Below are 20,559 nucleotides of genomic sequence, written 5' to 3'. Positions count from 1 at the left end.
TTCCCGCAGTTTCATTTGCAGTCAAATCCATCAGGCGGAGTACTCATGAGCACCTATCAGCAGATCGTCCTCGCATCCCGTCCCCAGGGACACGTCAGCCCCGACAACTTCCGGCTGGAGCAGGTACCGGTGCCGTCCATCAGCGACGGCCAGGTGCTGATCCGCAATCACTACCTGTCGCTCGACCCGTACATGCGCATGCGCATGGAGGACGTGAAGAGCTACGCCGCGCCGCAGGCGATCGGCGCGGTGATGGTGGGCGGCACGGTCGGCGAAGTGGTCGAATCGAAGAACCCGAAATTCGCGGTGGGCGACAAGGTTGTCGGCATGCTCGGCTGGTCCGAGATGGGCGTGTCCGACGGCGCCGGCCTGCGCCGGGTCAAGGATGGCCCGGTGCCGCTGTCGGCCTACCTCGGCTCGGTCGGCATGCCGGGCATGACCGCGTGGTATGGCCTGACCCAGATCATGCAGCCCAAGGCGGGCGAGACCATCGTCGTGTCGGCTGCCAGCGGCGCGGTCGGCAGCGTGGTCGGCCAGCTGGCCAAGCTGCGTGGCTGCCGCGCGGTCGGCATTGCCGGCGGCCCGGAAAAGTGCGCCTACGTGGTCAATGAACTGGGCTTCGATGCCTGCGTCGACTACAAGGCCGGCAACCTGGCGCAAGACCTGAAGGCGGCCACGCCGGACGGCATCGATGCCATTTTCGAGAATGTCGGCGGCGAGATCTTCGACGCCTGCGTCGCCCGCATGAATCCTTTCGGCCGCATCGCGCTGTGCGGCCTGATCGCCGGCTACGACGGCGAGCCCATGGTGCTGAACAACCTGCGCACCTTCCTGACGATGCGGCTGTCGATGCGCGGCTTCATCGTCTCCGAGCATCCCGAGCTCTGGCCGCAGGGGCTGCAGGAACTGGGCGAACTCGTCGGCGGCGGCAAGCTGAAGTTCCGCGAGTCGGTGGCCGATGGGCTGGCCGCCGCGCCGGAGGCCTTCATTGGCCTGCTCAAGGGCAGGAACTTCGGCAAGCAACTGGTCAAGCTGTCCTGAGACGGCGCGCCATGACCGACATCATCCTGCATCACTATCCGACATCGCCGTTCGCGGAAAAGGTCAGGCGCGTGCTGGCCTGGAAGAAGCTGCCGTGGAAGTCGGTGATCATCCCGGTGATCATGCCCAAGCCCGATCTGCTGCCGCTGACCGGCGGCTACCGCCGCACGCCGGTGATGCAGATCGGCGCCGACGTCTACTGCGACACCGCGCTGATCTGCGCCGTGCTGGACCGTATCGCGCCATCGCCCGGCCTGTATCCGGCGCCGGTGGCAGGGCAGGCCAGGCTGCTGGCACAGTGGGCCGACAGCACCCTGTTCTGGACCGTGATTCCCTATGTGTTCCAGCCGGCCGGCGTCCAGAGCCTGTTCGGCCACCTGACGCCGGAGCAGATGCAGGCCTTCAGCGCCGACCGCGCCGCGATGCGCGGCAATGCGCCGCGCATGCATCCCGCCGATGCCGCGGCGGCGCTGCCGCAGTATCTGCGCTGGCTGGATGACATGCTGGCCGGCGGCCAGTCGTGGCTGCTGGGCGAACAGCCCAGCATCGCCGACTTCTCGGTCTACCATTGCCTCTGGTTCGTGCGCAATGCCAAGGCGGTGGCCGGCATACTCGACCAGTTCCCGCGCTTGCGGAACTGGATGAGCGCCATCGAGGCCATCCCGCTGGCGCCGCCTGAAAAGTTGAGTGCTGAAGAGGCATTGCAGATGGCGCGCACGGCCGAGCCGGCAGCGCCGGACACAAGCTTCGTCGATACCCATGGCATTCCGCTCGGCACGCCGGTGACGGTGACGCCGACCGATTATGCGCAGGACCCGGTGGCGGGCGAACTGGTTGCCGCCAGCGAGATCGAGTATGCGGTGCGGCGCGAGGACGAGCGGGCCGGAACCGTGGTGGTGCATTTCCCGCGCATCGGCTATCAGCTGCGGCGGGCCTAGCAAAAAAAAGGCGGGCCTCCGCGGCCGCCTGACAAGAGCGCCGGCGGAGGCGCACAGACAAAGGAGACAACATGCATACATTCGAGAACAAGGTTGCCGTCATCACCGGCGCAGCGAGCGGCTTCGGCCGGGAATTCGCCAACATCGGCGCACGGCTGGGCATGAAGCTGGTGCTGGCCGACGTGCAGCAGGACGCGCTCGAAGCCGCCCGCGCCGAACTGGCCCAGCAGGGCGCCCAGGTGACGGCGCTGCGCTGCGACGTGCGCCATGCCGCGGAAGTGCAGGCGCTGGCCGACGAGGCCATGCGTGCCTTCGGCGCGGTGCACCTGCTGTTCAACAATGCCGGCGTCGGCGCCGGCGGCCTGGTATGGGAAAACTCGCAGGCCGACTGGGAATGGGTGCTGGGCGTGAACCTGTGGGGCGTGATCCATGGCGTGCGCATCTTCACGCCGCTGATGCTGGAATGCGCCAGCAGGGATTCGAGCTACCAGGGACACATCGTCAACACGGCCTCGATGGCCGGCCTGCTCAATGCGCCGACCATGGGCATCTACAACGTCTCCAAGCATGCCGTGGTGTCGCTGTCGGAGTCGCTGTACCAGGACCTGAAGCTGGTGGACGCGCCGATCGGCGCGTCGGTGCTGTGTCCTTACTTCGTGCCGACCGGCATATCGGCTTCGCACCGCAACCGTCCGGACGACCTGAAGCAGGACGCGCCGCCAACGGCCAGCCAGCGCGCCGCCCAGGCCATGTCGGACAAGGCGGTCGGCTCGGGCAAGGTATCGGCGGTGCAGGTGGCGGAATGGACCTTCGACGCCATCCGCGATGACCGCTTCTATATTTATTCCCATCCCGGCGCGCTGGGCAATGTGCAGCAGCGCATGGAGGAAATCATCCAGCAGAAGAATCCCGGCGATCCCTATGCGGCCGCGCCCCACATCCGCGAGATGCTGCGCGAGAAGCTCAAGGGCTGAAACACGCGCTTTGCCGTTCTGCCATTCACTTCACCAGGAGCCGCCATGTCCGCCGCCATCAAGACCGAGCAATACGCCAGCCTCTCCAACGGCACCCGCCTGCATTACGCCAGCGCCGGCGATCCCGGCCGTCCGCTGGTGCTGTTCGTGCACGGCTTTCCGGAGTTCTGGTACGAGTGGCACGAGCAGCTGGCCGAGTTCGGCCAGCAGTATTACGCCGTCGCGCCGGACCTGCGCGGCTTCAACCTGTCGGACATGCCGTCCGACCCGGCCCAGTACAAGGCCAGGCTCATCATCGATGACCTGAAGCTGCTGATCAACGCGCTCGGCTACGACCGCTGCATCATGGTGGCGCATGACTGGGGCGGCGCGATCGCCTGGAGCTTCGCGCTGGCGCTGCCGGCAATGCTGGAAAAGCTGGTGATCGTCAACGCGCCGCATCCTTATCTGTTCATGAAGGCGCTGGCGAACGACCCGGCGCAGCAGGCCGCCAGCGCCTACATGAACTGGCTGCGCGCAGATGGTTCGGAGAAGGCGCTGGCCCAGAATGATTTCGCCATGATGGAAGGCTTCCTGACCGGCATGGGCAAGTCGCCGGCGCCCTGGTTTACCGGCGAGACCAGGGCAAAGTACCACGCGTGCTGGGCGCGCGGCCTGACCGGCGGCGTCAATTACTACCGCGCCTCGCCGCTGCATCCGCCGACCGAAGGCAATGCAGGCCCGGCCCGCCTGGAGTCGCAGATGAAGCCGGAAGACTTCACCATTCGCGTGCCGACCAAGGTGATCTGGGGCGAAAGCGACATGGCGCTGCCCAAGGGCCTGCTCGACGGGCTGGAGAATGTGGTGCAGGACCTGGACCTGACCCGCATACCCGAAGGCAGCCACTGGGTCGTCCATGAGCAGCCGGCGCGCATCAACCAGTTGATCCGGGAATTCATCGAGCGCTGAGGCTGGCGGCGCGGCCGCGTCGCCTCGCCGCTCGTCGAATCGGCATGCCTGCGACCGGCCAGGCAAGAACGCGACCGGCGGCGGCGTTGCCGGTGTACCATACCGGTTTTTTCCGCACACTACGCCTGATGAGTTCGTTTTTCCCGCCGTCCCGGTTCCGCTTTCTCGTCCCGCCCTTGCTGGCGCTGCTGCTTGGCGTCGGCGCGGCGCAGGCGGACGACGCTGCCGACATTGCGCGGCTTGCCCGCAGCGGCCAGGGTGAGGAAGCGCTCAGGCGCATCGACGCGCTGCTGGCGAAACAGCCGGCTGACGCGCAGATGCGCTTCATGAAAGGCGTGATGCTCTCCGAGACCAGGCCGGCGGATGCGATTGCCATCTTCAGCAAGCTGACCCAGGACTATCCGAAGCTGCCCGAGCCCTACAACAACCTGGCGGTGCTGTATGCCGCGGCCGGCCAGTACGACAAGGCCAGGGCAGCGCTGGACAAGGCGCTGCGCACGCATCCGGCCTATGCCACCGTTTTCGACAATCTGGGTGACGTCCATGCACGCCTGGCCAGCCAGGCCTATGACAAGGCCCTGCAGATCCAGCCCGGCAAGCCGGCGCCGGCCCAGCTTGCGCTGGTGCGAAACCTGACCATGCCGGGGGCCCAGTCTGCGTCGCTGGCAGTGAGCCCGGTGGTGGCGGCAGCGCCAGTCGCTGCCGCAGCAACCCAGGCAGCCGCACCGCAGCCTCCGGCATCGCCAGCCCCAGCGCCGATAGCGGTCGCGCCCGGCAAAGCTGCGCCGCCTGCGGTCACGATCATTGCCACCGCACCCGTGGAAACCAAACCTGCCGCGCCGGTGGCCAAGGCCGAGTCCAGGCCGGCGGCCGCGGCGCCGCGCGAGGCAGTGCCGCCGCGGCCGGAACCGGCGCGGGCGGATGCCAGGCGTGCCGAGCCGCCGGTGCGCATGGCCAAGGCCGACAAGGCCGAAAAACCCGATACCAGGGCGCGTGCCGCGCAGGAAGCCGCCGCCGAACGGGAAGCTGTGCTGAGCGCGGTGCAGAGCTGGGCCAAGGCCTGGAGCGCCCGCGACGTACAGGCCTATCTGGCCCATTACGCCTCCGACTTCGATCCGGCTGGTGGCATCAGCCGCAAGGCATGGATGGAAGAGCGCCAGCAGCGCATCGCCGGCAAGGGACGCATCAAGGTCGATATCGACAAGCCGCAGGTGACCACCGAAGGCAGTACCGCCATCGTGCATTTCCGCCAGAGCTATGTGTCCGACCGCCTCAGCGCAACCAGCCGCAAGACGCTGGAACTGGAACGCCAGCGCGGCAGGTGGCTGATCAAACAGGAACGCACGAGCAGTTGATGGGATTGCGCACACGATTCCTGGGCTGCTGCCTGGCCGCCGCAAGCGCATTGCTGCCGGTCGCGCCGGCCGCGGGCGCAGGCCGGACGGACCCGGACCAGATGCTCATCGCGGTGTACAAGGACCTTGGCAACCGGCACCTGCGCGACGCGCTGGCCAAGGCCGATGCGCTGGTGAACGCCTATCCCAACTTCCAGCTCGGCCACCTGGTGCGCGGCGACCTGCTGATGATGCAAACCCGGCCTGTCGACCGGATCGGCGCGGTCGAAGGGGCTGCGCCCGAGGCGCTTGCCGACCTCAGGCAGGAAGCCATGGCGCGCATCAGGGCCCTCACCGAGCGGCCCGATCCGTCCAGGGTGCCGCGCGCGGTGCTGCAGCTGCGTTCCGACCAGAAGCGGGTGCTGGTGGTGGATGCACACCGTTCCCGGCTGTACGTCTATGAAAACCGCCAGGGCGAACTGCGCTTCCTGCAGGACTTCTATATCAGCCAGGGCAAGCTGGGCATCAACAAGCAGAGGGAAGGCGACCAGAAGACGCCGCTGGGCGTGTACTACATTACCAGCCGGCTGGCGGGCTACCGCCTGCCGGACTTCTATGGCGTCGGCGCGCTGCCCTTGAGCTATCCGAACGAATGGGACAAATTGCAGGGCCGGGAAGGATCGGGCATCTGGCTGCACGGCACGCCGTCACGCAACTACAGCCGGCCGCCCCTGTCGTCCGACGGCTGCGTGGTCCTCACCAATCCCGACCTGCGCCAGGTCTATGCCGGGGTCGAGGTCAACAAGACGCCGGTCGTGATTGCGCGCGACGCCGAGTTCGTGCCGCGCCAGCAGGTCGACGCCGAGCGCGTGCAGGCGCAGGCGATGGTCGAGAACTGGCGCTCGGCGCTGCAATTGCAGGACCTCGACCAGCTGCGGCGCCACTATGCCAGCCGCTTCCGCAGCGAGCAGGCCGACACGCTGGACGACTGGCTGGCGCGCCAGCAGAAAGGCATCCAGCAGATGAACAAGCCAGCGCTGGCGCTGCGCGAGCTGAGCCTGTTCCGTTATCCGGGCGAGGAACTGATCGTGGCCACGTTCACGATGGATGCGGTGTCGGGCGGCAAGCGCTCGTCGATCCGCAAGCGGCAGTACTGGGGCCGCGAAGCCGGGCACTGGAAAATCGTATCGGAAAGCGGCTGGACGGCCTGAGCGCGCCTGGGCCACAGCCTTCATGTCATCAAGTCAATTCAACTGAAAAGGAGCGTCATGGCACGCGCGGATTTTGCATTCTTCCACCCGTTGCGGGTGCGCTGGGCCGAAGTCGATATGCAGGCCATTGTCTTCAATGGCCACTACCTGACCTATTTCGATGTCGCCTTCACCGAATACTGGCGCGCCACCGGCCTGCCCGGCGTGATGCAGCAGGCCGAGGATGGCCAGGAGATGTTCGCCCGCAAGGCCACCGTCGAATATCACGCGCCGGCACGCTTCGATGACATGCTCGACATCGGCGTGCGCTGCGCCGCCCTCGGCCGCAGTTCGATGCGCTACGTGCTTGAAATCTACCGCGGCGAGGAATTCCTGATTTCCGGCGAACTGGTCTACGTGTATGCCGACACGACCGTGCGCAAGGGCGTGGCGCTGCCGGATGCATGGCGCGCCCGGCTGGCGGAACTGGAACGGCTGGCGCCGGTGCAGCAATGAGCCTGCGCATCGTGATTGGCTCCTGGGAGCAGCAGCGGCAGGCTGCCGCGGCACTGAGGCAGCAGGTGTTCGTGGTGGAGCAGGGGGTGCCGGCCGAGCTGGAACTGGACGAGATGGATGCGCAGTCGCTGCATGCGGTGGCTTATCAGGACGGCGTGCCGGTCGCCACCGGCCGCCTGCTGCCGGACGGCCATATCGGACGGATGGCGGTGCGCCAGGATGCGCGCGGCGCCGGCACCGGCAGCCTGGTGCTATGCGCCCTGATGGATGAGGCACGCCGCCGCGGCGACCGCGACGTCGTGCTGCATGCCCAGCTCAGTGCACGGGACTTCTATGCCCGGCACGGTTTCGAGCCGGAAGGCGACATGTTCATGGACGCGGGGATCGAACACATCGCAATGCGCCGTAGATTTTCTCCTGGATGACCGGCGCCTCGGCGCCGCAGGGCTCGGCCAGCCGCTCGGTCAACTGGGCGCTGCCATCCTGCAGCAGTTGCACGACCGTGGAGCAGCGGGTGCCATAGCCGGGCGACTCGATGAAGATCGGGGACAGCACCCGCTCCCATTCCAGAGGTACGCCGGTATGGGGCAGGCGGCAGTCGCTGGGGCGGGTGGCATCGCTGAGCATGTCGAAGTAGGCGTCGATAGGCGCGCCCTGGCACAGGAGGCTGGCGAATTCCGCCTTGCTGCTCAGCACCTTGGGCCACGGGGTGTCGAGAAATCCATTCGACAAACCATAGATGCCATGCGGCAGCGGCAAGCCATTGCGCGGGTCTTCCGTATCCGCGTTGGTGTACCAGATCAGCTCGCTGCCGTCGCACACCAGCAGGTTGAAGCCGTTATAGCGGTCGGCGTGCGGCGCCAGCGTCTCGACGTAATCGGCCGCGCCGTCGCTGCCGCGCAGGAAGTCGGACACCAGCGCGCCGCGCGAGGGCGCGTCCGGACGGACGGACTGCGGGTCGCGCACATTGGTCAGGGCGGCGAAACGGCCGCCGCGGGTGATGCCCAGCCAAGTGCCATTTCCACGCAGGTCGCGGCCGGCATACACGTCAGGTTCATCCGCCCACCAGTGCGCCGGCAATGCAGGACGCTCGTAGAATTCGTCGCGGTTGGCTGCTGCCAGCAGCGAGAGGCCAGGAATCACCTGCCACGCAAATACAATCAGGCACATGCTTCCAGGTCCATGAAGATTTCAGTGTGGCGGCCGCCGTTGGCACATGCTGCGATGCCGCTTTGCTGGACCGCCAGGTCGAGCAAAGCGGCAAAATCAGAGGGGGCGCCCGTATAAACTTCCATCCAGGTCTGCATGCCATTCTGTTCGCCGGGGCGGCGCTTCAGGGCGGTGACGACGCCGTGGCTGGCCGCGAGCTGCTGCTGAAGCAGCTTCACCCGCGGCGCCAGGGCAACGGCCGCGTCCGGCGCGACCTTGTAATAGACATAGAAATCCATGCGCAGGCCGTTCAGGTAGGGTCGATCAGTTCGTAGGGCAGCGTGCCGATTTCCAGCACGGGGCCGGACGCCGAGCCGAGCCGGATGTCGTCTCCCTGCTCGAGCACGGCGGTCTTCAGCTCCACAAGGCACAGCGTGCGGTCGCCGCTGGTTTCGGCATTGACGACCTGGCCGCAGGGCTGATCCGGATCGCTGCTGGCAAACACCTCGGTGCCGGCCAGCACGCCGGTGGCAGCCACCTGTGCCGGCAGCATGCGGCGCTTGAGCTTGCCCAGGTACTGGCTGCGGGCGACGATTTCCTGGCCGGGGTAGCAGCCCTTGCGGAAATTCACGCCGCCCAGCACTTCGAAGTTGATCATCTGCGGCACGAACTGCTCCTGGGTCGCCTGCACGACCAGCGGAATGCCGGCCTGGATGTCGAGCGCCCGCCAGGCGGCGGTGGCAGCGGGACGCAGGCTCTGCGCCAGTTGCGGCCAGGCCCGCTGCGCGGTTTCCACCGATGCGATCCACTGGAAGCGCGGCGCGCCGGCCGCATCCGGCATGCGAATCAGGGTGCCGGCGACCTGCTGCGTCACGCCATAGGCGGCGGGTAACTCGGGGAACCAGGGCGCCAGCGCGGCCGCGACGTCCGGGCCGGCCAGCCCGAGCGCCACCTGGCCGTCACTGACGTCGGCCAGCTTTGCCTTGGCGCGCAGGATGAACATCTGCAGGCGCTTCTGCACCGCGGCCTGTATCTCGCGCGGCAATTGGAGCAGGATGGCGTCGCTGGATTTCCAGATCAGCATCGTTGCCAGCAGGCGTCCCTTGGGCGTGCAGTAACCCGCCAGCCGTGCTTCGGACACGCCAAGCGACTGGACGTCGTTGGTCAGCTGGTTATGCAGGAACGAGGCGGCTTCCTCGCCGGTGGCGGCGATCAGGCCGAGATGCGTCAGCGGCACGACGATATTCGAGTCGTTGGATTCGTCCTGGAACCCGACGACTTCCGGAGCGGTCGATGCAGAGAGGCGGGCGCCTTGGGTAGCCAGAAAGTCCAGCCAGGGAGTGGTGCTTGTGCTCATGGGATTAGTTGATTGGTGGATTCACCGATTATCATGACGGCTCGATTATAGTGGCGTCAGAAAAACGCGTTCGGTCGGGCGCGAATTTGAACAGGCGGAGTGGTGTGAAAAAGTTTCTTTCAGTAATGACCGTCCTTGTCGCGACGCTGGCGTTCGGCTTCACCTATTGGGCCGGGCAGCCCATCATGAAGAAGGATGGCGAGGCGATCGGCTTTACCATCGAAGCCGGCAGCGGCGTGCGTGGCGCGGCCGAGCAGGTGGCAGCGGCCGGCGTGCCGGTGCAGCCGCTGCTGCTGGAAGCGCTGGTCAGGCTGAGCGGCAAGAGCGGCAGGATCAAGGCCGGCGCGTACGAACTGGAACCTGGCACCACGCCGCGCCGGCTGGTCGAGCAGCTGGTGCGCGGCGAATTCGCGCAGCACGCGCTGGTCGTGATCGAAGGCTGGACTTTCCGCCAGATGCGGCAGGCCATCGCTGACAATGCGGCACTCAAGCACGACACCGTTAACATGAGCGACGAAGAACTGCTGGCCAAGGTGACGCCGGACTACCGTCAGCCGGAAGGACTGTTCTTCCCCGATACCTATTTGTTTGCCAAGGGCGCCAGCGACCTGCAGATCTACCGGCGCGCCCACGCGCTGATGCAGAAAAAGCTGGAGGAGAACTGGGCCGCCCGCGCGCCGGGCCTGCCCTACAAGTCCCCGTACGAGGCGCTGATCATGGCGTCCATCGTGGAAAAGGAGACTGGCCAGAAATCCGAGCGTGACCTGATTGCCGGCGTGTTCGTCAACCGCCTGCGACAGGGCATGATGCTGCAGACCGATCCCACCGTGATCTACGGCATGGGCGAACGTTTCCGCGGCAATATCCGCAAGCGCGACCTGCAGACCGATACGCCGTACAACACCTACACCCGCGCCGGCCTTCCGCCGACGCCGATCGCGCTGCCTGGTACTGCTGCGCTGGCCGCGGCGCTGAATCCGGCCCGCACCGATGCGCTGTACTTCGTCGCCCGCGGCGACGGCACCAGCCATTTTTCCGGCAGCCTGACGGAACACAACCAGGCAGTGAACAAATACCAACGATAGTCATCGCTTCAACATTCATGAAACCAGGAAAATTCATTACCTTCGAAGGCATAGACGGCGCCGGCAAGTCCACCCACCTGTCCTTCGTCGCCTCATTGCTCCATGAAATGGGCCATACCGTCATCACTACCCGCGAGCCCGGCGGTACGCCTCTGGGCGAGCAGTTGCGTGGCCTGTTGCTGAAGGAAAAAATGCACTTGGAAACCGAGGCGCTGCTGATGTTCGCATCGCGCCGGGAGCATCTCGCACAAGTGATCGAACCAGCGCTTGCCCGCGGCGACTGGGTCGTTTCCGACCGATTTACCGATGCCACCTTTGCCTATCAGGGCGGCGGCCGCGGGCTGGCGCGGGACAAACTGGACGCACTGGAAGCCTGGGTGCATCCGCATCTGCAACCCGACCTGACGCTGCTGTTCAATGTGCCGCTGGAGGTGGCCCGCGCCCGTCTTGACAAGTCGCGCGACCTCGATCGTTTTGAACAGGAGCAGGCGACCTTCTTTGCCGCTACCCAGGCCGAATATCTGCGGCGGGCAGAACAGTTTCCCAAGCGTTTTCGACTGATCGATTCCACCAAGCCAATAAATGAAGTAAATCAAGTGCTTGCGGCAATTGTCGGAGAGTTGGGATGAACTTCAGCTTTGCTTTGCAAGCAACTGATTATGAATAGAAATTCGGGGAAAGTTAAAGTGGTTTGTGAAGTGAGTATGGTCGGGAAGCAATGGGCACAATGACTAACCAGACTTTGCCTTGGCAAGCCGAAACCTGGTCCCAAGTGATGCAGATGCGCGAGCGTTTTCCGCATGCGGTGTTGCTGCACGGACCAGAGGGGATCGGGAAAACACGGTTTGCCGAGCAACTCGCCCAAGCGCTGCTGTGCGAATCGCCTCTGCCGGATGGCCATGCCTGCGGGCATTGCCTGGCCTGTGGCTGGTTTGCCCAGTATGCGCATCCGGATTATCGGCGGGTGCGTCCGGAAAGCCTGGAAGATGCCAGCGCCGTGGATGACGCAGGCGCCGAAACCGCTAAGGCGGCGAAGGCGGAGAAAGGCGCCTCCAGGGAAATCCGCATTGAGCAGATCCGGTCACTTGCCAACTTCATCAACGTATCGACCCATCGAAGCGGCCGGCGCGTCGTGCTGCTGTATCCGGCTGAAGCGCTGAACGCGATTGCCGCCAATGCCTTGCTGAAAACGCTGGAAGAGCCGCCTCCCGCAACAGTCTTCCTGATGGTGAGCCACAATATCGACCGTCTGCTTCCAACCATCGTCTCGCGTTGTCGCAAGGTACCGCTGACCATGCCCGGCGCGGCGCAGGCGCTGGCCTGGCTAAAGGAACAGGGCGTGGGAGATGGGGAAAGCTGGCTGGCCGAGCAGGGTGGCGCGCCGCTGTCGGCGCTGACGCAGTCACAGGCAGGGTCGCGCGAGGCGGTCGAGACGCTGCTGGCGCATCTGGCCAAGCCGGCAGCCGAGGCGGCGTTGAAGACGGCAGACCAGTTGCAGAAATCCCCGCCGGCCGAAGTAACCGCCTGGCTGCAGCGCTGGCTCTATGACGTGTTTTCCGTCAAGTTTTCCGGAAAGATCCGTTATTATCCAAAACACCGCCGGGAAATCGATGCGCTTGCCATGCGTGCGGACCCGATCAAGCTGCTGGCGGTATTGAAGTCGATGAATGAAAGACGGGCCATTGCCGACCACCCGCTGTCGCCCAAGCTGTTCATCGAAGACATGTTGCTGGATTACTCCACCGTTTTTGCATAGGTTCGCCATGGCAGAAATCAGCGGCGCCTCGCCGCCCCGTCCCTCCGTCCTCTCGCTGTCCGTCAAGGAAAAGGCGGCGCTGTATGCTGCTTACATGCCGTTTCTGGCGAACGGCGGCATTTTCGTTCCGACCAGCCGCAGCTACCAGTTGGGCGACGAAATCTACCTGATCCTGTCGCTGATGGACGATGCCAGCAAATATCCGATCGCGGGCAAGGTGGTGTGGGTAACGCCAGCCGGCGCCCACAATAACAAGGCGCCTGGCATCGGGGTTCATTTTCCGGCCGATGAGAGCGGCCAGCGCACACGCCAGCGTATCGAAGAAATCCTCGGCGCGGCAATCACGTCTTCGCGGGCCACCCACACGCTATAGGCGCTTCCACTCCTGGGGTATGTTGAACCGCCCGGCGTGTAAGCGGCAGGTGATTCGGTAGAGCCGGCGGCGGCATGGGCGCCGGAAATGCGAAGAGAAGCCAGGAAAAACATCGGCTTCCCCAAACAACGATCAGAACACTGCTTCCTCAGAACTTGTAGCGCAGGCCGACGGAAACCATCTGCGCCTTGGTATTGCCTTCGTTCTCGTCAATGACCTTGCCAAAGTTTTCATACTCCGCAACCACGCTCACATTCTTTGCAAAGCTGTACTCGGCGCCGATGCCGAACATCGCGGTGGTATTGGACCTGCTCATGCTGTCGCTAAAACCGTTCAGCCGCGCCGTGACCTTGCCGTGGTTGGCAGTAAGTCCGGCCTTGGCAAACACCGAGAATTCCGGGCTCAGCGGCAGGGCGGCGGTGCCAGCGATATACAGGGCGCGGGCGCGGTAGTCCAGCGAGGCCGTATTGACGCCGTCCGTATCTGAATCGCTCACTTTGCCGAGGTGGGCATAACCGGCTTCGATGCCAAAGTTTTCAGTCAGGGCGTAGCCGCCGTACAGCTTGACGCCAGTCTTGTGTTCCTTGCCCGAATCGCCATCGATGGACAATTTGTGCTCGGCACTGCCGACGTTGGCGCCGATATAGGCGCCTGCGGCATGCGCCGAGGCGGAGAGCAGAAGTGCGGTGGTCAGCAATACGGTCAAAAGAGTTTTATTCATTATTTTCCCCAGGAATACCTTTAAAGAATTTGCCGCATTCGAAAGCCAAAAGCAGCCTTACTAGGGTAACCAACTGCAGTGGAGAGTTCCTGTCTGGAAAGGAAGGAGGATCGCTCTGTTTTTAAGATCAGAACACACTGTATTTTTGCGATGCTCTTCGCCGGCATGATCTTGACAGGCAACGAACTGTTAACGCGCTTGTGGCGACGCAAGCGTCCTCATCCGCCTGATGACCAGCAGAGTTCCGCAATGCGATGCAGTGGCCGGCAGCTGAGCCCGGCAAGCGCTTGCGCCATTGCGTACAATGGCGGGCTATGTTCATCGATTCCCATTGCCACATCAATTTTCCGGATTTTGCCGAGCGCATGCCGGAACTGCTCAACCGCATGGCGGAAAACCGTGTCACGCATGCGCTGTGCGTGTCGGTGGACCTGCCTGACTTCCCGCAGGTGCTGGAACTGGCCGAGCGGCATCCGCATATCTATGCATCGGTCGGCGTGCATCCCGATTATCCGGACACGCCGGAACCTTCCGTGGACGATCTGGCCCGCCTGTCCGACCATCCGAAGATCATTGCAATTGGCGAAACCGGTCTGGATTACTACCGCCTGGAGGGTGACCTCGAATGGCAGCGAGAACGCTTTCGCACGCACATTCGTGCATCGCGCGCCACTCGCAAACCCCTGATCATTCACACCCGCGCCGCCGCCGAAGACACGCTGCGCATCATGCGCGAGGAGGGCGCAGGCACCGACAAGGGCGGCGTCGCCGGCGTGATGCATTGCTTCACCGAATCGCTGGAAGTGGCCGAGGCGGCCATTGCAATGGGTTTTTATATCTCGTTTTCCGGGATCGTGACCTTCAAGAGCGCACGGGAATTGCAGGCGGTAGCCCGTGCCGTTCCGCTTGATCGCATGCTGATCGAGACCGATGCCCCGTATCTTGCGCCGGTGCCGTTCCGCGGCAAGACCAATGAGCCGGCCTTCGTCAGGCATGTAGCGGAGTTCATCGCCACGCTGCGCGGCGAACCGCTGGAGCGGATCGCCCACCATACCACCGACAACTTCTTCAAGCTGTTTTCCAGCGCCCACGCCCATGCATGACGTCCTGACTTCCCGCCTTTCCCGCCGCCAGGCGCTGCGCTTGCTGGCGGTGCCGGTCCTTCTCTCTGTCTTGCCCGGCCTCGCTTTCGCAGGTGCTTACGACGACTATTTCAGCGCGGTCAAGCTCGACAACATCAAATTGGTCCGGTCGTTGCTGCAGCGCGGGTTCGACCCCAACACGGTGGAGGAAGAGCGCGGCGAGACCGGGCTGATCATTGCCGTGCGCGAGGATGCCGGCAAGGTGTTCGACCTGCTGCTCAATACGAAAGACGTCAACCTCGATGCCCGCGCCCGCAATGGCGACACCGCACTGATGATGGCGGCCTACAAGGGCAGGTACGACGTGGCAAAGGCACTGCTGGACAAGGGCGCGGAGCCGAACCAGACCGGCTGGGCTGCGCTGCATTACGCCGCCGCGGTGGGCAACAACCAGATCGTGCAGCTGCTGCTGGACCATTCCGCCTATATCGACGCGGAATCGCCGAACCAGACCACGCCCATCATGATGGCGGCGCGGGGCGGCCATATTCTGACGGTGAAGCTGTTGCTGGACGAAGGCGCCGACCTGACCCTGAAGAATGGCGCGGGCATGACGGCGCTCGATTTTGCCCGTGTCGGCGGCTTCAAGGACATCGTCGAAGGCCTGACTTACCGGCTGAAAAAGGCCGGCAAGCTGTAAGTCAGGCGTGCATGTTTAGCTATTGCCGCGCCGGCGCAGCGCACGTTCCGCCAGTTCGAACAAGCCTTGCGTGACGAGCGCCAGCAAGGCGGAAGGAATGGCGCCGGCCAGGAGCATCTGGTTGTCGTTGAGCGCCAGTCCGACCGCAATCCGTTCTCCATAGCCGCCGGCGCCGATGAAGGCGGCGATGGTTGCCGTCCCCACCGTCATGACCGCCGCGGTTTTCACGCCCGCCAGGATCAGCGGCCATGCCAGCGGCAGTTCCACCAGCAGCAGTATGTCGGCACGGCGCATGCCCAGCGCCTGCGCTGCCTGGCGCAGGCCGTTAGGCACCTGCGCCAGCCCGGCACAGGTGTTGCGCACGATGGGCAGCAGCGCATAGACGGATAGCGCGATCAGTGCCGGCCGGGTGCCGATCGCACCCAGCAGCGGTATCAGCATGGCGAGCAGGGCCAGCGATGGTATGGTCTGCAATACGCCAGCCAGCCCGAGCACCGGCTGGCGCAAGCCCGGCACCAGGGAGGCTGCCAGGCCAAGCGGCACGCCTGTCGCCGTTGCTGCCGCCACGGAAACAAGCACCAGGAACAGGTGCTGCCCCGTCAGCGGAAGCAACCGGTCCAGCAGCTTGGCCTGCAAGCCGCTGGGCGCGGCGCCCGCGCCGGCTGGCCTGGCGCCGCTATCCTTTGCCGGGTGGGCGGGCCCATCCCTCAGGAAACCCTCCGCCGCCTGGGCAAAGCTGCGGCCTTCCAGCTCGACCGCGGCATTCAGCGCAATCATCCGCTGCTGGCTGATGCTGCCTTCGAGTCGCTGCAGCGCGCGCCAGGCGACCGGAAAACGCCCGGGCGCATCCAGCCGGTACAGCAGCATCGCGTCGTAGCGCGGGAAATAGCCGAGATCGTCTTCGAGAACCCGCAGGCCCATGCGCTCGATGCGGGCGTCGGTCGTATAGATGTCCATCACGTCGATCTGGCGCGCGGCCAGGGCATCGTAGGCAATGCCATGGTCCAGGCTGCGGGGCTGGTTGGCCAGCCGATAACGCCGGGCAAGGCCCGGCCAGCCGTCGGCGCGGCCGATGAATTCATGCGACAAGCCCAGCCTGAGCATTGGATGACGCGCCAGGTCGCTCAGCCTGACGATGCCGAGTTTTTGCGCCTGGTCTTCAGGCATGGCCAGCGCGTAACTGTTGTTGAAGCCCAGCGGCACATCTGCGCCCAGTCCCAGCGCCGCCAGTTCATGCCGGACCTGTTCCAGCGGCACCGGTCCGGCATGACGCAGTATTTCCTGGCTGATGGTGCCCAGGTATTCCGGATAGACATCGATGCTGCCAGCCTTCAGGGCTTCGAACAGGATGGCGGTATTGCCCAGGCCCCGGCGATGCACGGCCTGGCCGGCTTGAGCGGCATTGGCCGCAGCGGTCAGGATCTCGCCCAGCACATAGGACTCGGTAAAGCGCTTGGAGCCGACCTGCAGCGGCTGTCCGGCCTGGGTGAGCGGCGTTGCTGCGATCAGCAGGATGGCTGCGAGCGTGCGCAGGAGCTTCAAGAGCATAGGGTGTCCGTCATCGTGGGCCTGTTGCCCGGATTGGCGGGCGAAGGCGCTCTAGCTTAACCGGAATCGGCCGCAGAAACGGAAGTCGCTTCTGGTACAGTGCCGCCATGAGCAAACTGACTTTGGATCGCATGCTGCAGTCGCAGGGCTTCGGCAGCCGCAAATGGTGCCGGCAACTGGTGGAGGATGGTGAAGTCACGGTCAACGGCCAGCCGGTCGATGACTACCGGCTGGCGCTGGACCCCGACCACCTGGTCTTCACCGTGTTTGGCGAGGAATGGGCTTACCGGCAGCATATTTATATCGCACTGAACAAGCCGGTGGACATCGAGTGTTCGCGCAAGCCCAGCCACCATCCCGGCGTGCTGACGCTGTTGCCGGAACAATTCACCTGGCGCGAGGTGCAGCCCGTCGGCCGGCTGGACCATGACACCACCGGCCTGCTGCTGATGTCGGACGACGGCGCCTTCATCCATGCCCAGTCGTCGCCGCGCCGGCATGTGCCCAAGGTCTATGTCGCCACCACCCATGAAGCGGTCACCGACGAACTGCTTGAGCGGTTGCGCAACGGCGTGCAGCTGCATGACGAACCCGCGCCGCTGGCGGCGCACCGCTGTGCAAGGGTGTCTGAAAATGAACTGGAGATCGTGCTGGAACAGGGCAAATACCATCAGGTCAAGCGCATGCTGGCCGCAGCCGGCAATCACTGCTCGGCGTTGCGGCGCGTCGCGATCGGCGGCCTGACTCTGGATGCGCTGGGCCTGGCGCCCGGCCAGTGGTGCTATCTGGATCCGGAACAACTGGCGCTGCTGGCGCCTGCCGCCCAATGAGCGAGCTCGTGACACTCCGCCTCGCCAAGCGCCTGGCCCAGGAAACCGGCTGTTCGCGCAACGAGGCGCAGCAATACATCGAAGGCGGCTGGGTGCTGGTCGACGGCCAGGTGTGCGAGGAGCCGGGCCTGCGTGTGGGCCCGGAGAACCGCGTCGTCCTCGCTGCCGGCGCACGCGCCGAAGCGGCGCCGCCGGTCACGCTGCTGTTTCACAAGCCGGTCGGACTCGACACCGGGCCCGCCGGCAAGCCGGACGCCGGACTGATCCTGCCGGCGCTGACGCTCGCCATGCGCAGCGCCGTCGACCGCTCCGGCATACGTCCGCTGAAGAAGCACTTCGTCGGCCTGCAGCTGACCGATGGCCTCGAAACCCAGGCCAGCGGACTGCTGGTTCTGACGCAGGACTGGCGCGTGGCGCGCCGGCTGGTGGACGATGCGGTCCGGATCGAGCATGAATACATCGTCGACACCGGCACGCAGGTGAGTGACGAGCAACTGGCGCGGATCAACCAGGGCATGCAGTTCAATGGCAAGGCAGTGACCGGCCTGAAAGCTAGCCGCCAGAGCGAAACCCGCGTGCGCATCGTGCTCAAGACACCGCCGCGCGGCCTGATCGAGCGTTTGTGCACCGAAGCCGGCCTCGGACTGGTTGCGCTGCGCCGCATCCGTATCGGCCGGTCGCCTCTGGCAGGGCTTGAGCCGGGCCAGTGGCGCTACCTGGCCGGCTACGAGAAATTCTAGGTCACGACAGGCTGGCCGACTTCGAGTTCGCGCTGCCACTCGCCAACCGGAAATAAGGACGGTCATCGCGGGATGGCGGCATAGTCGAGCCTAGCGCGTCCTCCAGCATGGCCGGCGTGCGCAGGGACGACTCAAACACGGATCGGGGCAGGCACCGGCATGGCGTTGCGCCGTTGGGCATCATGATCATGAACATCAGTTCCTGGCGCGGCGGCAGTGGCTGGAAAGCCGCCTTCAGCACCGCCCATATCTGCTCTATCGTCAGGTCGTCGAGCCAGGCATGTCCTTCGATGCGCAGCGCATAGTGATTGGCATTGCCGGTTTGTACAGGGGGCATGGTTCGTGTCCGCTAGTGGGTGAGTTGGCTGGGGTAGCGGCCCGGCCTCTGGCCGTGCGTCGCAGGAACTTAGTAATGGGAAGCCATCGCCGGTTCGGTGCCATGGCGTCGCCGGCGCTCGTATGCGTCCGCAGTGGGCAGCATGCCGTTGAGGTAATCGATGCGACACTGGTTACGGCGGACCTTGCCGCTGGAGGTCTTGGGCAGGCTGCCCGATGCCAGCAGCACCACATCGTCCACGGGCAGCAGGTGCACCCGCCGGATCGCATTGCGGATCGCCGTCTCTATCTGAGGCCACTTTTCGCGGCGGCGCATGAGTTCCCGCCTGATTTCACAGACGATCACCAGTTTGGGACGTTCCACGCCATCCACCGTGAATGCTGCGGAGGAGGAGGGGCGCAGACCGCAATGGCTGCGCTCGGCCAGCAGTTCCAGGTCCTGCGGCGCATGGTAGGCGCCGCACAGCCGGATCCGGTCGGCCAGGCGGCCGACGACGAAGAGTTCGCTGGAACGCAGATACGCGATGTCGCCGGTGCGGATGAACGGACCGTCGCCGTCGGCCAGCAAGGCGCCGAACACCGCCTCGGAAACCAGTGGCTCATTCCAGTAGGCCAGGCCGGCGGAATCGCACTGCAGCCAGATTTCCCCGACCTCGCACTCGGCGGCCTGACGCCGCGAGACCGGATCGACCACCAGGATGCGGCAGTCGTCGTGCGGCATGCCGCAGCTCACCACGGGATGCGACAGGCCGGCAATGCCGGGCTGGTCCATGTCCGGCCCTTCCTTTCCCAGTGAACCGGTGACATGGCGACCGGCCTCGCTCAGGCTGTAGCATGGCAGGAGCGCCTGCTGCTTCAAGCCAACCGGGCCCAGCAGATCGAGCAGGCGGGCCAGGGTGGCGGCGCGCACCTGTTCTCCGGTGCAAAAGCACACCCGAAGCGACGACAGGTCAACGCCGCGAAGATGATTGGGACGCATTTTGCGCAGCAGGATATCAAACATGAAATTCGGGCCGCCGATGGTGGTGACGCGGTGGTGCTGGACCAGGTAGAGCCAGCGCCCCGGACGCTGCACGAACTGGGCGGGCGTCATCAGCATGGCCGGAATGCCACTCATCATCGGCTCCAGAACGCCATACATCAGGCCGACTTCATGGAACAGGGGCAGCGTTATCAGGCTGGCACTCTGCGGGTCATGCCCGAAGGAACGGCGGACGGCGGCGCAGGCGCGCGCCAGTCGGCCGTGGGTCTGCAATATGCCATGCGGGTCGGCAGCAGTGCCCGAGGTGTACTGGATCAGCGCCGGCGTATCCGGGCGGATTTCCGTCGGTTCCCACATGCAGGGATCGGCCCGGCCAGCCCCATCGTTATCCTGCGGTATGGCGATCCTGGGCAGTTCCGGTGTGAAGCTGGTTGCCATCACGCTGTCGCTGTCGGTCAGGATCGCCGCCGCACCGGCATGGCGGGCGATGAACTGGATGCGTTGCTTCAGGCTTTCCCGTCGCGGCGGTGCGGTCGGCACGGCGATCCCGCCAGCCAGCAGGCAGGCGTAGAAGCCAATCACGAAGGCGCAATTGGTGCGGCAGGCGAGCAGTACAGGTTTGCCGGCGAGGTTTCCTTGCTGCAGGACCACGGCAAGGCTGGCTGCCTCCCACAGCAGGTTTGCGCAAGTAAGCTTGATATGGGTGCCGGGAAGATCACTGATGAAGTGATAGGCTGTTTCGTCGGGATTTCTGGCAGCACGGTGAATGAGGGCCTGAACCAGATTTTGCTGTCCAGATACGTTTGATTCCGCGGTCATTCAGTCATTCTCCCGGTAAAGTCGGTATGCGCCGTTCGCGGGATCGAACATTCGTTCACGAGGAATGTTTCAACAACAATAATTATTCTTTATTAACATTGCTGAGTAGCATCTTTGGGACCGCTTGCGGTCACTTGTTG

At 64.7% G+C, this 20,559-nt stretch carries 23 protein-coding genes; 16 read left to right on the top strand and 7 right to left on the bottom strand.

From position 1 onward, the window contains the following. The first annotated feature begins 45 nt into the window (after positions 1–45). From IGW04_RS01190 to IGW04_RS01155, 8 genes are all read left to right on the top strand, one after another. Positions 46–1,041, top strand: a complete 996-nt coding sequence (locus tag IGW04_RS01190) for an NADP-dependent oxidoreductase (RefSeq protein ID WP_194711185.1) — start codon at positions 46–48, stop codon at positions 1,039–1,041. An 11-nt stretch (positions 1,042–1,052) separates the two neighbouring features. Further along, positions 1,053–1,979, top strand: coding sequence for a glutathione S-transferase family protein (locus IGW04_RS01185; protein ID WP_194711184.1), 927 nt, complete (start codon positions 1,053–1,055; stop codon positions 1,977–1,979). Between the two features lie 71 nt (positions 1,980–2,050). Beyond that, the gene (locus tag IGW04_RS01180) at positions 2,051–2,953 is read left to right on the top strand and encodes an SDR family oxidoreductase (protein ID WP_194711183.1); all 903 of its coding nucleotides are present in this window, start codon (positions 2,051–2,053) and stop codon (positions 2,951–2,953) included. Between the two features lie 45 nt (positions 2,954–2,998). Further along, positions 2,999–3,901 (top strand): alpha/beta fold hydrolase, encoded by a 903-nt coding sequence (locus IGW04_RS01175; RefSeq protein ID WP_194711182.1) that lies wholly within the window; start codon positions 2,999–3,001, stop codon positions 3,899–3,901. A gap of 128 nt (positions 3,902–4,029) precedes the next feature. Beyond that, complete coding sequence (locus IGW04_RS01170; RefSeq protein ID WP_194711181.1) at positions 4,030–5,256, top strand: L,D-transpeptidase Cds6 family protein; 1,227 nt, start codon at positions 4,030–4,032, stop codon at positions 5,254–5,256. Further along, a complete protein-coding gene (locus IGW04_RS01165; RefSeq protein ID WP_194711180.1) occupies positions 5,256–6,446 on the top strand; it encodes a L,D-transpeptidase family protein in 1,191 nt (396 codons plus the stop codon). The genes IGW04_RS01170 and IGW04_RS01165 overlap by 1 nt, the downstream gene beginning before the upstream one ends. A gap of 57 nt (positions 6,447–6,503) precedes the next feature. Further along, positions 6,504–6,941, top strand: coding sequence for an acyl-CoA thioesterase (locus IGW04_RS01160; protein ID WP_194711179.1), 438 nt, complete (start codon positions 6,504–6,506; stop codon positions 6,939–6,941). Beyond that, a complete protein-coding gene (locus IGW04_RS01155; RefSeq protein ID WP_194711178.1) occupies positions 6,938–7,366 on the top strand; it encodes a GNAT family N-acetyltransferase in 429 nt (142 codons plus the stop codon). Before IGW04_RS01160 ends, IGW04_RS01155 begins: the two co-directional genes overlap by 4 nt. Here the strand turns inward: IGW04_RS01155 and IGW04_RS01150 are convergent. Genes IGW04_RS01150 through ygfZ form a run of 3 tightly spaced genes read right to left on the bottom strand, consistent with a single transcriptional unit; the run spans position 7,311 to position 9,447 of the window. Beyond that, positions 7,311–8,111, bottom strand: a complete 801-nt coding sequence (locus tag IGW04_RS01150; protein WP_194711177.1) for an NRDE family protein — start codon at positions 8,109–8,111, stop codon at positions 7,311–7,313. The two genes, IGW04_RS01155 and IGW04_RS01150, sit on opposite strands and share 56 nt — an antisense overlap. Further along, positions 8,102–8,389 carry a DUF4936 family protein gene (locus IGW04_RS01145; RefSeq protein ID WP_194711176.1) on the bottom strand — a complete coding sequence of 96 codons (288 nt, stop codon included), beginning with the start codon at positions 8,387–8,389 and terminating at the stop codon, positions 8,102–8,104. The genes IGW04_RS01150 and IGW04_RS01145 overlap by 10 nt, the downstream gene beginning before the upstream one ends. An 11-nt stretch (positions 8,390–8,400) precedes the next feature. Beyond that, a complete protein-coding gene (gene ygfZ / locus IGW04_RS01140) occupies positions 8,401–9,447 on the bottom strand; it encodes a CAF17-like 4Fe-4S cluster assembly/insertion protein YgfZ (protein WP_194711175.1) in 1,047 nt (348 codons plus the stop codon). A 104-nt stretch (positions 9,448–9,551) separates the two neighbouring features. On the opposite strand from ygfZ, the gene mltG reads away from it, so the two are divergent. The 4 genes from mltG to IGW04_RS01120 all read left to right on the top strand — a co-directional run bounded on the left by mltG (position 9,552) and on the right by IGW04_RS01120 (position 12,661). After that, positions 9,552–10,532 carry an endolytic transglycosylase MltG gene (gene mltG, locus IGW04_RS01135; protein WP_407672010.1) on the top strand — a complete coding sequence of 327 codons (981 nt, stop codon included), beginning with the start codon at positions 9,552–9,554 and terminating at the stop codon, positions 10,530–10,532. Positions 10,533–10,549: 17 nt separating this feature from the next. Continuing rightward, entirely contained in the window at positions 10,550–11,161 is a 612-nt protein-coding gene (gene tmk, locus IGW04_RS01130; protein WP_194711173.1) for a dTMP kinase, read from the top strand. A 98-nt stretch (positions 11,162–11,259) separates the two neighbouring features. After that, positions 11,260–12,288 carry a DNA polymerase III subunit delta' gene (locus IGW04_RS01125; protein WP_194711172.1) on the top strand — a complete coding sequence of 343 codons (1,029 nt, stop codon included), beginning with the start codon at positions 11,260–11,262 and terminating at the stop codon, positions 12,286–12,288. 7 nt (positions 12,289–12,295) lie between these two features. Then, entirely contained in the window at positions 12,296–12,661 is a 366-nt protein-coding gene (locus IGW04_RS01120) for a PilZ domain-containing protein (RefSeq protein ID WP_194711171.1), read from the top strand. 148 nt (positions 12,662–12,809) lie between these two features. On the opposite strand, the gene IGW04_RS01115 is transcribed toward IGW04_RS01120, so the two are convergent. After that, positions 12,810–13,382: a porin family protein gene (locus IGW04_RS01115; RefSeq protein ID WP_194711170.1), complete on the bottom strand. Its 573-nt coding sequence runs from the start codon at positions 13,380–13,382 to the stop codon at positions 12,810–12,812. A gap of 314 nt (positions 13,383–13,696) precedes the next feature. On the opposite strand from IGW04_RS01115, the gene IGW04_RS01110 reads away from it, so the two are divergent. Both IGW04_RS01110 and IGW04_RS01105 read left to right on the top strand, forming a co-directional pair. Then, complete coding sequence (locus IGW04_RS01110) at positions 13,697–14,485, top strand: TatD family hydrolase (protein WP_194711169.1); 789 nt, start codon at positions 13,697–13,699, stop codon at positions 14,483–14,485. Continuing rightward, positions 14,478–15,164, top strand: coding sequence for an ankyrin repeat domain-containing protein (locus IGW04_RS01105; RefSeq protein ID WP_194711168.1), 687 nt, complete (start codon positions 14,478–14,480; stop codon positions 15,162–15,164). The genes IGW04_RS01110 and IGW04_RS01105 overlap by 8 nt, the downstream gene beginning before the upstream one ends. 15 nt (positions 15,165–15,179) lie before the next feature. Here the strand turns inward: IGW04_RS01105 and IGW04_RS01100 are convergent, their stop codons facing one another. After that, positions 15,180–16,712 carry a glycine betaine ABC transporter substrate-binding protein gene (locus tag IGW04_RS01100; RefSeq protein ID WP_194711167.1) on the bottom strand — a complete coding sequence of 511 codons (1,533 nt, stop codon included), beginning with the start codon at positions 16,710–16,712 and terminating at the stop codon, positions 15,180–15,182. 107 nt (positions 16,713–16,819) lie between these two features. On the opposite strand from IGW04_RS01100, the gene IGW04_RS01095 reads away from it, so the two are divergent. Together IGW04_RS01095 and IGW04_RS01090 are read left to right on the top strand one after the other, a co-directional pair. Continuing rightward, complete coding sequence (locus IGW04_RS01095) at positions 16,820–17,542, top strand: pseudouridine synthase (protein ID WP_194711166.1); 723 nt, start codon at positions 16,820–16,822, stop codon at positions 17,540–17,542. 8 nt (positions 17,543–17,550) lie between these two features. Then, a complete protein-coding gene (locus tag IGW04_RS01090; RefSeq protein ID WP_323744793.1) occupies positions 17,551–18,282 on the top strand; it encodes an RNA pseudouridine synthase in 732 nt (243 codons plus the stop codon). A gap of 1 nt (position 18,283) precedes the next feature. On the opposite strand, the gene IGW04_RS01085 is transcribed toward IGW04_RS01090, so the two are convergent. Both IGW04_RS01085 and IGW04_RS01080 read right to left on the bottom strand, forming a co-directional pair. Beyond that, complete coding sequence (locus IGW04_RS01085) at positions 18,284–18,619, bottom strand: hypothetical protein (RefSeq protein ID WP_194711164.1); 336 nt, start codon at positions 18,617–18,619, stop codon at positions 18,284–18,286. A 69-nt stretch (positions 18,620–18,688) separates the two neighbouring features. Further along, positions 18,689–20,419: an AMP-binding protein gene (locus IGW04_RS01080; protein ID WP_194711163.1), complete on the bottom strand. Its 1,731-nt coding sequence runs from the start codon at positions 20,417–20,419 to the stop codon at positions 18,689–18,691. Positions 20,420–20,559: the final 140 nt, after the last annotated feature.

The sequence above is a fragment of the Noviherbaspirillum soli genome (assembly GCF_015352955.1).
Classification (GTDB): Bacteria; Pseudomonadota; Gammaproteobacteria; order Burkholderiales; family Burkholderiaceae_D; genus Noviherbaspirillum_A; species Noviherbaspirillum_A soli.
Note: the sequence above shows the minus strand (reverse complement) of the source record. Positions and strands in the feature narration are given on the sequence as shown.

Coding starts and splice junctions, on each gene's coding strand:
- IGW04_RS01190 (WP_194711185.1), top strand. CDS start 46: ATGAGCACCTATCAGCAGATCGTCCTCGCATCCCGTCCCCAGGGACAC.
- IGW04_RS01185 (WP_194711184.1), top strand. CDS start 1,053: ATGACCGACATCATCCTGCATCACTATCCGACATCGCCGTTCGCGGAA.
- IGW04_RS01180 (WP_194711183.1), top strand. CDS start 2,051: ATGCATACATTCGAGAACAAGGTTGCCGTCATCACCGGCGCAGCGAGC.
- IGW04_RS01175 (WP_194711182.1), top strand. CDS start 2,999: ATGTCCGCCGCCATCAAGACCGAGCAATACGCCAGCCTCTCCAACGGC.
- IGW04_RS01170 (WP_194711181.1), top strand. CDS start 4,030: ATGAGTTCGTTTTTCCCGCCGTCCCGGTTCCGCTTTCTCGTCCCGCCC.
- IGW04_RS01165 (WP_194711180.1), top strand. CDS start 5,256: ATGGGATTGCGCACACGATTCCTGGGCTGCTGCCTGGCCGCCGCAAGC.
- IGW04_RS01160 (WP_194711179.1), top strand. CDS start 6,504: ATGGCACGCGCGGATTTTGCATTCTTCCACCCGTTGCGGGTGCGCTGG.
- IGW04_RS01155 (WP_194711178.1), top strand. CDS start 6,938: ATGAGCCTGCGCATCGTGATTGGCTCCTGGGAGCAGCAGCGGCAGGCT.
- IGW04_RS01150 (WP_194711177.1), bottom strand. CDS start 8,111: ATGTGCCTGATTGTATTTGCGTGGCAGGTGATTCCTGGCCTCTCGCTG.
- IGW04_RS01145 (WP_194711176.1), bottom strand. CDS start 8,389: ATGGATTTCTATGTCTATTACAAGGTCGCGCCGGACGCGGCCGTTGCC.
- ygfZ (WP_194711175.1), bottom strand. CDS start 9,447: ATGAGCACAAGCACCACTCCCTGGCTGGACTTTCTGGCTACCCAAGGC.
- tmk (WP_194711173.1), top strand. CDS start 10,550: ATGAAACCAGGAAAATTCATTACCTTCGAAGGCATAGACGGCGCCGGC.
- IGW04_RS01125 (WP_194711172.1), top strand. CDS start 11,260: ATGACTAACCAGACTTTGCCTTGGCAAGCCGAAACCTGGTCCCAAGTG.
- IGW04_RS01120 (WP_194711171.1), top strand. CDS start 12,296: ATGGCAGAAATCAGCGGCGCCTCGCCGCCCCGTCCCTCCGTCCTCTCG.
- IGW04_RS01115 (WP_194711170.1), bottom strand. CDS start 13,382: ATGAATAAAACTCTTTTGACCGTATTGCTGACCACCGCACTTCTGCTC.
- IGW04_RS01110 (WP_194711169.1), top strand. CDS start 13,697: ATGTTCATCGATTCCCATTGCCACATCAATTTTCCGGATTTTGCCGAG.
- IGW04_RS01105 (WP_194711168.1), top strand. CDS start 14,478: ATGCATGACGTCCTGACTTCCCGCCTTTCCCGCCGCCAGGCGCTGCGC.
- IGW04_RS01100 (WP_194711167.1), bottom strand. CDS start 16,712: ATGCTCTTGAAGCTCCTGCGCACGCTCGCAGCCATCCTGCTGATCGCA.
- IGW04_RS01095 (WP_194711166.1), top strand. CDS start 16,820: ATGAGCAAACTGACTTTGGATCGCATGCTGCAGTCGCAGGGCTTCGGC.
- IGW04_RS01085 (WP_194711164.1), bottom strand. CDS start 18,619: ATGCCCCCTGTACAAACCGGCAATGCCAATCACTATGCGCTGCGCATC.
- IGW04_RS01080 (WP_194711163.1), bottom strand. CDS start 20,419: ATGACCGCGGAATCAAACGTATCTGGACAGCAAAATCTGGTTCAGGCC.